The sequence below is a fragment of the Streptomyces sp. NPDC059373 genome (assembly GCF_042751495.1).
Lineage (GTDB): Bacteria > Actinomycetota > Actinomycetes > Streptomycetales > Streptomycetaceae > Actinacidiphila.
In genome coordinates, this window is sequence record NZ_JBHYXC010000023.1 from 67,895 (window position 1) to 79,423 (window position 11,529).

The window sequence follows — 11,529 nt, forward strand, 5'->3', positions numbered from 1 at the left end:
GTACTCATCAGCCCTGGTACTTCTTCGCGACCTGCTCCGCCAGTGCCTGGGACTTGCTCAGGGCCGTCTCGACGGACTCCTGTCCGGCGATGGCGGCACTGATCTCCTGGGAGACCTTGGTGCCCAGGTCGGAGAACTCCGGGATGTCGACGAACTGGATGCCGATGGTCGGCCGCGGCTGGGTGCCGGGGTTGCGCGGGTCGGCGGAGGTGATGGACGACTTGGTGACATCGGCGAACGCGGCGGCGGACTTCAGGTAGTCGGCGTTGGTGTACGTGGAGGCGCGCTTGCCGGCGGGAACGTTGGCCCAGCCTGCCTTCTGGCCGACCAGCTCCTCGTACTTCTTGCTGGACGCCCAGGAGATGAACTTCCAGGCGTCGCTGGGGTTCTTGGACGCCTTCTGCAGGCCCCAGGCCCAGGTGTAGAGCCAGCCGGAGCTCTTCGTGTCGACCACGGGGGCCGGTACGTAGCCGATCTTGCCCTTCACCGGGGAGCCGGGGGCCTCCAGCGAGCCGGCGGCCGAGGTCGCGTCGTACCACATGGCGGTCTTGCTCTGGGTGAGGTTGTTCAGGCACTCGCTGAACCCGGCCTGGGCGGCGCCGGACTCGCCGTGCTTGCGCACCAGGTCCACGTAGAACTTGGTGGCCTTGACGAAGGCCGGTGAGGTCAGCTGGGCCTTCCAGTCCTTGGTGAACCAGGTGCCGCCGAAGGTGTTGACGACCGTGGTGAGCGGAGCGATGACCTCGCCCCAGCCGGGCTGGCCGCGCAGGCAGATCCCCTTCATGCCCGCCTGAGCGCCGTCCACCTTCGCCGCGAGGTCCGCGACCTGCTGCCAGGTGGGGTTGGCGGGCATGGTGAGCTTCTTCTGGGCGAACACGTCCTTGCGGTACATCAGGAACGACGACTCCCCGTAGAAGGGCTCGCCGTAGAGCTTGCCGTCGTCGGCGGTCAGCGACTCCGTCATGGACGGGAGGATGTCGGACTGGTCGAAGGCCTTGTCCTTGGAGACGTAGTCGTCGAGCGACAGCAGCCACTTGTTCTTGGCGTAGAACGGGATCTCGTAGTTGCTGATGGTGGCCACGTCGTACTGCCCGGCCTGGTTGGAGAAGTCCTGGCTGATCTTGTCGCGGACGTCGTTCTCCGGCAGCGTCGTGAAGTTGACCTTGATGCCGGTGTCCTTGGTGAAGTTGGCGGCGGTGAGCTTCTGCAGCTCCACCATCTGCGGGTTGTTCACCATCAGGACGTCGATGCTGTGGCCGCCGCTTGAGGATCCGGCGCCGCCGGCTCCGCTGCAGGCGGCGAGCAGCGCGCCCGCGGCGATGGCCACGATCGTCGCTCTGGGGATGCGGGAAGTGGGGACGGTCATGTCAGGCTCCCGGTCGGCTCGGTTTTTTCGGGGAGTACGGGCTCCGCAGGGTGTGCGGAACCAGGCCACCCGCGTACGGGTGGATCGGACGGTCGGTGGGTTTCCCCGGGTCAGACCCGGATGACGTGCGGCCCCAGCAGTGAGTAGCGGTGGGCCTCGGACAGGGGTAGCGCGGCGTCGGTGATGACGGCCTCGAAGTCACGGACCTCGGCGAAGCGGCAGAAGCTGACGGCTCCGAACTTGGTGTGCACCCCGGCGAAGACCCTGCGCCGGGACGCTCGTATGACCTGCGCCTTGACCTCGCTGACCGCCGGGTCGGGCGTGGTCAGGCCGTATTCGCGGGAGATGCCGTTGGCGCCGATGAAGGCCAGGTCGATGACGAAACCGGAGAGCATATGCGTCACCCAGTGGTCGACGGTGGCCATCGTCCCGCCGCGCACCCGGCCGCCCAGCAGCAGGACCGTCATCGCGTCGTCCGTGGCCAGCGCACTCGCCGCCGCGAGGGAGGCGGTGACCACGGTCAGCGGGCGGTCGCGGGGCAGCGTCTGGGCGATGAGCTGCGGGGTGAAACCCTCGTCGATGAACACGGTCTCCGCGTCGCCCACCAGTTCGGCGGCAGCGGTCGCGATCCGCTGCTTCTCCGGTACGTGCATGGTCGTACGGAAGGCGAGAGTCGTCTCGAAGCCCGCGCTCTCCACCGGATAGGCCCCGCCGTGGGTGCGCCGGATCAGCCCGTGCTCCTCCAGGACGGCCAGGTCGCGGCGGATGGTCTCCTTGGCCACTCCGAAGTCGGCGGAGAGCTTGCCGACCATGACCGAACCCGTTCGGCGGGCCAGCTCCAGAATCCCTCTCCGGCGCTCCTCGGCGTCCACAGCGACACCTCCTGTCCGTTTCCGGTGCGAATCTGTGCCCGTTCGGGCTTCTGATGGAGTTCTACAAGGGCTGCCGCCTCGTGACCAGGCTCGTCACCACATGGATCGTGACCGAATGTGCCCGCTTCCGGAGTGGGATCCGCCCCCTGTGCACTGCCGACCCCCGCCGACCGGCTCCGCGGGCCGTGCCCGATCTCACCCGCCGAGGGGTCCGTTTGCCGCCCGTTTCGGCCCCGGGACGGGCACCCGCGGGCTTCAGAGGGCGTCGTCGGCGGCTTCCGTGTCCGCCTGTGCCCGGATCCGGTCACGCAGCCGGCGGAACTCGTCGGCCGGCGCACCCAGGCCGTTGAGATGCAGCCGGGCCGCTTCGGTGCGGGCGTCCGGATTGCAGGTGAAGGCGAGGTTCAGGGCCTGCTGGACCATCCAGTGGTGGTAGTCCAGCAGCCGTGAGGCGCGCTCCCGGGCCTCGGCCACGTCGCCGTACAGGACCAGGTCGCGAAGCCGCCGGCCGAGACGATGGCAGAGCACGGCCTGCCGGCCGCCGTCCCGGGCCACCGAGGCGGGCACCGGTCCGGGTTCGCCGCAGGCCGCGACCACACGGTCGGACGGCAGCTGCGACACGGCGATCTCGTCCAGCACCTCGGCCAGCGCCCGCAGCTGGTCGGGGCGGGAGGGCCGGGGCACGGCAGGGCGCCGCGGTGAGGCGGACATGGGCCGGGCGGGGTCAGTACTGCTCGGAGTCCGGGATCACGTGTACCGCGGCCTCCTCCGCCGACGCGGCGGCCCCGTCGATGCCGACGTCGCGGCCGACCAGGCCCTCGGTCTCGTAGTGCACGCCCTCGTCGGGGGCGACCAGCCGTCCGGCGCGGTCGGCTCCGACCTCGTCGTCGACCAGCTCGCCGTCGGTGTCCCAGGCGTCGCCCAGGTCGTCGCCCTCCGGGGCGGGAATGTCCGGCAGTTCCTCGGCGAGGCGCTGGTCGAGGCTCTCACCGCGCCGCTGCCCCTCGGCGGTGACCCCGGTCTTGTTCACCCCCCAGGGGCGCTCCGGCGGGGAGTAGCCCTCGTCGAGCACCTGGTCCACGCCGTGCTGGTCCAGGGTGTCCTCGGGTTCCAGGAGGCCGGCGTCGTCCTGCACCTCGGAGCCGTCCGGCTGATACACCTCGTCGCCCATCGCGCTGTCGCTCATGGCTGTCTCCTCGTCGGGCGCGCCGCCCTCCTACCTCGACTCTGCCAGGCCGGGCGGCCTTCGGCACCCGCTACTGCGATGCCGGTTGCGGCTGAGGGGTGTGGGCGCGCAGAACGGCGGCCAGCGGGGCCAGTTCGGGGCGCCGCTCGGCGTCGTCGAGAGCTTCGCCGAGCGCGGCGTCGTGGGTGGGGCGGGCCCGGTCCAGCAGCGCCCGGCCGGCGGCGGTGACCTCGGTGTAGATGCCGCGCCGGTCGTCGGGGCACAGGTAGCGGGTGAGCAGGCCGCGGTCCTCGAGCCGGGTGACCAGGCGGGTGGTGGCGCTCTGGCTGAGCACCACGGCGTCGGCGAGCTGATTCATCCGCAGGTGACCGCCCTCACCGGAGTGCTGGCCGCTGAGCACGTCGAGCACGGAGTACTCCCGCACACTCAGGTCGTGCCCGGTCTGAAGGGCACGCTCGATGTGCGCCTCGATCCTGCCGTGCAGCGCGGACAGCGCGCACCAGCTCTGGGCCAGTGCGACCCGGCCCTCCTCCAGCGGCTGTGTCAACGCGGACGCCCTCCTTCGGTGGTCTGAGGACAGAATACCCCGCCTGCGAAATAGCCCGCGTTTGCAAGTAAACGGCGTCTGCAATTATTGTCGACGCCCGTAAGGCTCGTACGCAACCTTGTACCCCTCGGAGGGCACATGCCACTCGCACTCCTGGCGCTCGCCATCGGCGCCTTCGGCATCGGCACCACGGAATTCGTCGTCATGGGGGTGCTGCCCGACGTGGCCGGCGACTTCGGCGTCTCCATACCCACCGCCGGCTACCTCACGACCGGCTACGCCCTCGGCGTCGTGGTCGGCGCCCCGGTCCTGGCCGTTCTCGGTGCCCGCGTATCGCGCAAGCGGATGCTGATGGCCCTGATGGGCCTGTTCGTCGCGGGCAACGCCCTGTCCGCCGCCGCCCCCGACTTCGCCCTGATGCTCGCCGGGCGGGTGCTCGCCTCGCTCGCCCACGGCGCGTTCTTCGGCATCGGCTCGGTCGTCGCGGCGGGCCTGGTCGCCCCCGGCAAGAGGGCCGGCGCGATCGCCATGATGTTCTCCGGGCTCACCGTCGCCAATGTCGTCGGCGTCCCCCTCGGCACCCTGCTGGGCCAGCAGGCCGGCTGGCGCGCCACCTTCTGGGCCGTGGCCGCCCTCGGCGTCATCGGCCTCGCCGGCATCGCCGCCCTCATCCCCGCGGACCGGCGCCCCTCCGCCGACAGTGCCCGGCTGCGCCCCGAACTCGCCGCCTTCCGCAACGTCCAGGTCCTGCTGGCCATGGCGATGACCGTCCTCGGCTTCGGCGGGGTCTTCGCCGCGATCACCTACATCGCCCCGATGATGACCGGCGCCGCCGGATACGCCTCCTCCTCCGTCACCTGGCTGCTCGTCCTCTTCGGCCTCGGCATGGTGGCCGGTAACCTGATCGGCGGCCGTTACGCGGACCGCGCCCTCATGCCGATGCTGTACGTCGCGCTCGGCGCCCTGGCCATCGTGCTCGGCCTGTTCACCTTCACGGCGTACGACAAGCTCGCGGCCGCGATCACCCTTCCGCTGATCGGCGCCTTCGGCTTCGCCACCGTGCCGCCCCTGCAGAAGCGGGTGCTCGACCAGACCGCCCAGGCCCCCACCCTCGCCTCCGCCGTCAACATCGGCGCGTTCAACCTCGGCAACGCCCTCGCCGCCTGGCTCGGGGGCCTGGTCCTGGCCGCCGGCTCCGGCCCCACCGCCCCCAGTATCGTCGGCGCCGTACTGGCCGCCTCGGCTCTGGGCCTGGCACTGCTGTCGGGCGCCCTGGAGAGGTCCGCTGCCCGTTCGGGCCCGGTGCCGGGGGAGTTGACGCCCGAGCGTGCGACCGCCGACAGGTGAACGCCCGCCGTGCGCCGTCCGTAGTACCCATCGGCTGCATGGGCACACGGGAGGTATCAGGATGGCCGAACGGCGTATGGCATGGCGGGGGTTGCTCATCGGCGCGGCGGTCGCCCTGTTCACCGCCCCCGCGGTTCTCCCGGCCGCCGCCCACGGCGCCCCGGTCGCCCCGGTCAGCCGGGTCGCCGCGTGCTCCTCCGTGGGCGGCGCCCACGTCCGTACGGCCGCCTGCCGGGCGGCCATCGCCCAGCACGGCGGACAGCCCTTCGACGACTGGGACAACCTCCGGGTCGCGAACGTCGCCGGCCGGGACCGCCAACTCATCCCCGACGGCGAGCTGTGCAGCGGCGGCCTCCAGGAATACCGCGGCCTCGACCTCGCCCGCGCCGACTGGCCCGCCACCAAGCTCACCGCAGGCGCCCGTTTCACGCTGACGTACCGTACGACGATCCCGCACGACGGGAGCTTCGAGCTCTACCTCACCACGGACGGCTACGACCCGACCCAGCCCCTGACCTGGTCCCAGATCAGCGCCAAGCCCTTCCTGACGGTCACCGACCCGCCCGTGACGAACGGCGCCTACCACCTCACCGGCCGCCTGCCCGCCGACCGCACCGGCCGCCACATCCTGTTCACCGTGTGGCGCAACACCAGTACGACGGACACCTACTACTCGTGCTCCGACGTCGTGCTGTCCGGCGCCGGAGCCGCTCCCACCCACTCGGCGGCCCCGACTCACTCCACGACCACGACGCCGGCCGCCAGTTCGGCGCCGGTTTCGGCTTCCGCGCCCGCGTCGGCGCCGGCTTCGGGGTCCGTTTCGGCTTCTGCTTCGGCCGCGCCCGTGGTGCAGCCGGTGTCCGCGTCCGGCGAGGGCGACAGTGCCCGCCTGGTCGCCGCGGCCGCCGGTGCAGCGGTTCTCGGCGGCGGCGCCGTCGTGACCCTCACGCTGCGCCGGGGGCGGCGCAGGTAGCGGTCCGTATGAGTGACGGTGCGGGGCGGGTGCCTCGCGTGCTGGTACATCTGGGCTCCATGCGCGTCCGCCGGAGGCCGCCGGTACCTGCGAGGTGATGTGATGCCCCACCCGAGCGGCGGCGTCCGGGGGTGGGCGGCGCTGCGCGGCATCGGGCGATACGTCCCGCCCGAGTCGCTGATCTTCGGCGGCGTCTACGGCACCGTTCTGGCCGGTGCCCTCGCGGCCGCTCTCGACGAGCACAGCGGTGCCCCGGACCCCGGATACGACGCCCTGTGGGTTCTGATGACCGCGCTGGCATCGTCCGCCGCCCACGGCTACGCCCGCGTCATCGCCGCGCACCCCCCGCCGGGCCGGTCCATGACCGCGATCGCCGTACGATCCGTACTGGCCGAATGGCCCCTGACCGCTGCCGTCATGCCCACGGTCCTGCTGCTGCTCACCTCCTACGCCGGCTGGTGGGCCGAGGTCAACGCCGTCAGCGTCGCTCTGGCCTTCAACACCGTCGCCCTGTTCTTCTGGGGGCTTTGGGCTTCCCGTACCGCAGGCGGCCGCAACTGGCCCACCGCCTGCCGCGCCGGTGGCGTCGACATGGCCATCGGCTTCCTGATCGTGGTGGTGAACGTCCTCAGCAAGTAGCCGGTGTGCGACCGGTCAGGCGGTCGACTCGACGGCGAACGGCGTACCGGACAGGAGACGGTTCCTGGACGAGCGTGCCTGTTCCTGGAGCGGGTGCGTGTCGTGCGCGAGCAGCTTGCCGGCGACCTTCACGGGCCGGCCGGCCACGAAGACGGTGTCGACGTTCTCGCTGTCGGCCAGAGTGACCGCGGCCGGCAGATTGTTGATCAGGAAGAGGTTCGGGAGATCGACCCGCAGCATGATGATGTCCGCCTGCTTGCCGGGGGTGAGCGAGCCGATCCGGTCGCCCATGCCCAGGGTGCGGGCTCCCTCGATGGTGGCCATCCGTACGACGTTCGCGGTGTTCAACGCCAGGTTCGCCGGCCACTCGCCACGGTCGAGCGACAGTTGGTTCTGCCTGCCGCGTTCCGCCTCCAGGGTGCCGCGCATCTCGGCGAACATGCTGCCGCCGACTGCGCTGACCACGTCGATGCTCAGGCTGGGCTGGATCCCCGCCGCGATCAGCCGGCCGGTGGCGGGGTAGCCGTGGCCCATCTGCATCTCCGACCGCGGGGAGATCGAGACCTGGCCGCCGGAGTCCGCGATGCGCCGAAGCTCCTCGTCGGTGCAGGTGTTGCAGTGCACGTAGATGATGTCGGGGCCGAGCAGCCGCGCCTCGTCCATCATGGTGACGGCACGCAGGCGGCCGAGCAGCCCGGCGCCGACGTGCAGCGAGGTGCGGACGCCCAGTTCACGCGCCAGCCGGATGTCGGTCACGGTCTCCTCCAGCGAGGAGAACTCCGGTCCGAGGCTGGCCAGGGCGAGGCTGAGCAGCTGGTCGCCGCCCGAGAAGTACGTGCCGGCCACCCGGGTCAGGTCCTTCTCGTACCAGTCGGCCGCCGGCGACCCCGGATTGCCGTATCCGAAGACCGCGCGCACGCCGGAGTCCGACAGTCCCCGTACGGCCGCGTCCGCGTGGTCGGGGGTGTTCATGATGTGCGACCAGTCCATGACGGTCGTGACGCCGCCGTTGAGCGCCTCCAGCGCGCCCAGAAAGTCGGCGATGTAGACGTCCTCGGCGCTGAAGCGCGGACCTATGACGCCGAGCATCTGCTCGGCGTACTGGCCCAACGTCCAGTCGGCGGCGATCTGGCGGATGGCCGACTGCCACAGGTGCCGGTGGGTGTCGACCAGACCCGGCATCACGATCATGCCGGTGGCGTCGACGACCTGGGCACCCTCCGACGGGAGGTCCTTGCCGACCGCCACGATCCGGTCGTCCTGGACGAGTACGTCACCGCGGTCGAGGTCCCCGATCTCCGGGTCGACGGTGAGGACCGTACCGCCGCGGATCAATGTCGTGCTGCTGCTCATCTCATGACTCCGGCTTCTTTGCTGAAGAGGTCAGGCCTGAAACGGCCCGGATGCGTGGACGGTCCGGCCGCCGACAACGGTCAACCGCGCGGTGATGGACGGGATGAGGTCAGCCGGCACGGTGAAGTAGTCGTCGCTGAGGACGGCCAGATCGGCCCGCGCCCCGGGATGGAGGTGGCCCCGGTCGGACTCCTCGAAGGAGAACCAGGCGCTGCCGCGGGTGTAGAGGTCGAGGGACTGCCGGCGGGACAGTCTGTGCCGGGGCGCGCGCTGGACGGTGCCGTCGAGGGAACGCCCCTCGTGCAGCCACCACAACGACAACCAGGGGCTGTACGACGAGGAACGGGTCGCGTCGGTACCCGCGCCGAGCGGCACCCCGGCCTCCAGCAGGTCGCCCAGTGGAGGCACCGACGCCATCTGTTCGGCTCCCCAGCAATCGGCCGACGCACCGGCTCGGAACACCTGGTGGTCGTCGGCGATGACACCGGCGCCCAGCGCGAGCAGCCGCCGGATGTTGCGCGGGCTGATCGTGTCGGCGTGGGCGAGGGAGAACCGCAGGCGGTCCAGCGGGATCTCCCGGTGGACGGTCTCCCAGGCGTCCAGGATCCGGTCGATGCTCGAATCGAGGACGGCGTGGATGTGCATGGGCCTGCCGTGCGCGGCGACCCGGCGGCTGATCGTGAGCAGGTCCTCGTAGGCCTCGTCCGCCAGGCGGAAGTCCTCGAGTCCTTCGAAGTCGTGGCACCCGTAGTGCACCACCTCCCCGGCGCCGACCATGCGCAGCATGTCGTCGCCGGCGAAGGTCTGTGCGTTGCGCAGCCATCCTTCGAGTTGGTCCACCTCCTGCCCGGCGTTCGCGGCGGAGCCGTACAGGCGCATCCGGACAGTGAGTTCCCCCGCCCGCCACACGTCGAAGAGCGGGTCGTAGCGGTCCGGCCCCACCCCGAGACCGCCGGGGTCGACCACGCCGGTCAGCCCGACCGCGTTGAGGTCCGCGAACATGGCGCGCATGGAGGCCCGCTCCGCGGCGGCCGTCGGCATGGGGGACGCCGCGAGACAGCGGTTGTACGCTCCCAACCCCCGCACCACGCCGGTGCAGCGGCCGGTGAGCGGATCACGTTCGACGGAGCCGCCCGGAAGGTCGGTCCAGGAGTCGAGGCCCAGCACCCGTATGGCCTCGCTGTTGAGCACGGCGAAGTCGTAGAGCGCCTGGACGTAGACCGGGTGGTCCGGTGCGACCGCGTCGAGCTCGGCGGTGGTGGGCGGCCGGTTCTCCTTGAACTGGGTGTGGTGCCAGCCGCCGATGGCGCGGATCCAACGGCCGGGTGGCGCGTCGCGCACGGCTTCGCCGATGCCGGCGAGCGCGTCCGTGAGCGTGGAGATTCCGGTCCAGTGCAACTCGCTGGACCAGGTGGAGCCGGCGCGGGTCGCGTGCATGTGGCCGTCGATCAGACCGGGGATGACCCGGTGTCCGCGCAGGTCGACGACTTCGGTCCGTGGTCCCGCCAGATCCCTCAACTCGTGGTCCGTGCCGAGAGCCAGGACCCGCCCGCCGCTGACGGCGAGGGCTTCGTACTCTTCGTCCGGGCCCCCGCGGCCGGCATCGGCGCCAGGTGCCCGTGACCCGGGGTGGATGCGCCCGTTGACGTAGATCGTGTCGGGAACCCCGGTGGCAGGGTGACTGTGCTCCATTCCGGAGCTCCTTTCCGTCGGGACGTCGGTGTCCGGCCGGGGTGGGGGGAGTGGCAGGTGCGGAGGGTTCACCAGGACAGGGCGATGTACTTGGACTCGGTGTAGTCCAGTAGACCTTCGTGTCCGCCTTCGCGGCCGATGCCGCTCTGCTTGGTACCGCCGAACGGGGCGGCCGGGTCGGAGACGACACCGCGGTTGAGGCCGACCATTCCGGAGTCCAGTCGCTCGCTGACCCGCAGGCCACGGGCCAGGTCGGAGGTGTAGACGTAGGAGACCAGCCCGTACTCGGTGGCGTTGGCCAGCTGGATCGCCTCGTCCTCGGTGCGGAAGGCGACGACCGGCGCGACCGGGCCGAAGATCTCCTCGCGAAGCACCGGCGCGTTGGGCGGCACGTCGGCGAGGACGGTGGGCGGGTAGTAGAAGCCCGGGCCTTCGGGAGTCTCGCCGCCGACGGCCACCGAGGCGCCCGCCTGTACGGAGTCCGCGACGAGCTGGGCGACCTTGTCGCGGCTCTCCGCGTTGACGAGCGGTCCGAGTTGTACGCCGGGGTCCAGGCCGGGGCCGGTACGCAGCGCCTGCATGGCGTCCGCGAGCCGCCGGGTGAACTCGGCGGCGACCGGTTCCTCGACGTAGAAGCGGTTGGCGGCGGTGCACGCCTCGCCGCCGTTGCGCATCTTGGCGACCATGGCGCCGGCTACGGCCTCGTCCAGGTCGGCGTCGGCGAAGACCAGGAACGGAGCGTTGCCGCCGAGCTCCATGGAGCAGTTGACGACCGTGTTGGACGCGGCCGCCAGCAGCGTCCGGCCCACCTCGGTGGAACCGGTGAAGGACAGCTTGCGGACCCGCGGATCGTCCAGCATCGCGGAGACCAGCGCGCCGGAACGCCGGGAGGGCAGGACGTTCAGCACACCTGCCGGCACGCCGACCTCCTCGAAGAGGGCGGCCATGGCCAGGGCGGTGAGCGGGGTGTCGCTGGCGGGCTTGAGGACCACCGTGCAGCCGGCGGCCAGCGCGGGGCCGATCTTGCGGGTGGCCATGGCGGCGGGGAAGTTCCACGGGGTGACCAGGACGCAGACGCCGACCGGCTGACGCAGTACGAGGATCTTGTTGTTGCCTGCGGGCGCGGTCTGCACACTGCCCAGGGTCCGCACCGCCTCCTCGGCGTACCACCGGAAGAACTCGGCGGCGTAAGCGACTTCGCCACGGGCGTCGGTGAGCGCCTTGCCGTTCTCCAGCACGATCAGCTCGGCGAATTCCTCCGCCCGCTGCTTCATCGTGTCGAACGCCGAGCGCAGCAGCTCGGCCCGCTCGCGCGGTGGCGTGGCCGCCCAGCCGGCGAGTGCCGCCTCCGCGGCGTCGACGGCGGCCAGGCCGTCCTCCGGGGTCGCGCTGGCGACGTCGGCGAGCTTCTCACCGCTCGACGGATCCAGGACGTCGAAGCGTGCCCCATCGCTCGCGGGCCGCCAGCGCCCTCCGATGAACAGATCGGTGGGGACTTTCTCGGCCCGCAGCCTGGCGGGGGATCCCTGGTTGTGCGCGGTCACTGGCTCTTCG

Annotated in this window: 11 protein-coding genes; 3 read left to right on the forward strand and 8 right to left on the reverse strand. The window is 71.1% G+C overall.

The window, feature by feature from the left end; genetic code table 11:
• Window positions 1–7: 7 nt before the first annotated feature.
• From ACFXJ5_RS26815 to ACFXJ5_RS26835, 5 genes are all read right to left on the reverse strand, one after another.
• Window positions 8–1,366, reverse strand: a complete 1,359-nt coding sequence (locus ACFXJ5_RS26815) for an ABC transporter substrate-binding protein (RefSeq protein ID WP_384636088.1) — start codon at window positions 1,364–1,366, stop codon at window positions 8–10.
• A 110-nt stretch (window positions 1,367–1,476) separates the two neighbouring features.
• On the reverse strand, window positions 1,477–2,238 hold the full coding sequence (locus ACFXJ5_RS26820) for a DeoR/GlpR family DNA-binding transcription regulator (protein WP_384636091.1): 762 nt from the start codon (window positions 2,236–2,238) through the stop codon (window positions 1,477–1,479).
• A 255-nt stretch (window positions 2,239–2,493) separates the two neighbouring features.
• A complete protein-coding gene (locus tag ACFXJ5_RS26825; RefSeq protein ID WP_384636094.1) occupies window positions 2,494–2,922 on the reverse strand; it encodes a hypothetical protein in 429 nt (142 codons plus the stop codon).
• 40 nt (window positions 2,923–2,962) lie between these two features.
• Window positions 2,963–3,424: a DUF5709 domain-containing protein gene (locus tag ACFXJ5_RS26830; protein WP_384636097.1), complete on the reverse strand. Its 462-nt coding sequence runs from the start codon at window positions 3,422–3,424 to the stop codon at window positions 2,963–2,965.
• Between the two features lie 70 nt (window positions 3,425–3,494).
• Complete coding sequence (locus ACFXJ5_RS26835; protein WP_384636100.1) at window positions 3,495–3,971, reverse strand: MarR family winged helix-turn-helix transcriptional regulator; 477 nt, start codon at window positions 3,969–3,971, stop codon at window positions 3,495–3,497.
• Between the two features lie 138 nt (window positions 3,972–4,109).
• On the opposite strand from ACFXJ5_RS26835, the gene ACFXJ5_RS26840 reads away from it, so the two are divergent.
• The 3 genes from ACFXJ5_RS26840 to ACFXJ5_RS26850 all read left to right on the forward strand — a co-directional run bounded on the left by ACFXJ5_RS26840 (window position 4,110) and on the right by ACFXJ5_RS26850 (window position 6,930).
• The gene (locus ACFXJ5_RS26840; protein ID WP_384636103.1) at window positions 4,110–5,318 is read left to right on the forward strand and encodes an MFS transporter; all 1,209 of its coding nucleotides are present in this window, start codon (window positions 4,110–4,112) and stop codon (window positions 5,316–5,318) included.
• A 61-nt stretch (window positions 5,319–5,379) separates the two neighbouring features.
• The gene (locus ACFXJ5_RS26845; RefSeq protein ID WP_384636105.1) at window positions 5,380–6,291 is read left to right on the forward strand and encodes a lytic polysaccharide monooxygenase; all 912 of its coding nucleotides are present in this window, start codon (window positions 5,380–5,382) and stop codon (window positions 6,289–6,291) included.
• Window positions 6,292–6,393: 102 nt separating this feature from the next.
• Complete coding sequence (locus tag ACFXJ5_RS26850) at window positions 6,394–6,930, forward strand: hypothetical protein (RefSeq protein ID WP_384636108.1); 537 nt, start codon at window positions 6,394–6,396, stop codon at window positions 6,928–6,930.
• Between the two features lie 15 nt (window positions 6,931–6,945).
• Here the strand turns inward: ACFXJ5_RS26850 and ACFXJ5_RS26855 are convergent, their stop codons facing one another.
• The 3 genes from ACFXJ5_RS26855 to ACFXJ5_RS26865 all read right to left on the reverse strand — a co-directional run bounded on the left by ACFXJ5_RS26855 (window position 6,946) and on the right by ACFXJ5_RS26865 (window position 11,519).
• Window positions 6,946–8,283: an amidohydrolase family protein gene (locus ACFXJ5_RS26855; protein ID WP_384636111.1), complete on the reverse strand. Its 1,338-nt coding sequence runs from the start codon at window positions 8,281–8,283 to the stop codon at window positions 6,946–6,948.
• 30 nt (window positions 8,284–8,313) lie between these two features.
• Window positions 8,314–9,975 carry an amidohydrolase gene (locus tag ACFXJ5_RS26860; protein WP_384636113.1) on the reverse strand — a complete coding sequence of 554 codons (1,662 nt, stop codon included), beginning with the start codon at window positions 9,973–9,975 and terminating at the stop codon, window positions 8,314–8,316.
• Between the two features lie 68 nt (window positions 9,976–10,043).
• Entirely contained in the window at window positions 10,044–11,519 is a 1,476-nt protein-coding gene (locus tag ACFXJ5_RS26865; protein WP_384636116.1) for an NAD-dependent succinate-semialdehyde dehydrogenase, read from the reverse strand.
• Window positions 11,520–11,529 lie beyond the last annotated feature (10 nt).

Excerpts from the sequence above, each read along its gene's own strand:
- ACFXJ5_RS26815 (WP_384636088.1), bottom strand. The coding sequence starts at position 1,366 with ATGACCGTCCCCACTTCCCGCATCCCCAGAGCGACGATCGTGGCCATC.
- ACFXJ5_RS26830 (WP_384636097.1), bottom strand. The coding sequence starts at position 3,424 with ATGAGCGACAGCGCGATGGGCGACGAGGTGTATCAGCCGGACGGCTCC.
- ACFXJ5_RS26840 (WP_384636103.1), top strand. The coding sequence starts at position 4,110 with ATGCCACTCGCACTCCTGGCGCTCGCCATCGGCGCCTTCGGCATCGGC.
- ACFXJ5_RS26845 (WP_384636105.1), top strand. The coding sequence starts at position 5,380 with ATGGCCGAACGGCGTATGGCATGGCGGGGGTTGCTCATCGGCGCGGCG.
- ACFXJ5_RS26850 (WP_384636108.1), top strand. The coding sequence starts at position 6,394 with ATGCCCCACCCGAGCGGCGGCGTCCGGGGGTGGGCGGCGCTGCGCGGC.
- ACFXJ5_RS26855 (WP_384636111.1), bottom strand. The coding sequence starts at position 8,283 with ATGAGCAGCAGCACGACATTGATCCGCGGCGGTACGGTCCTCACCGTC.
- ACFXJ5_RS26860 (WP_384636113.1), bottom strand. The coding sequence starts at position 9,975 with ATGGAGCACAGTCACCCTGCCACCGGGGTTCCCGACACGATCTACGTC.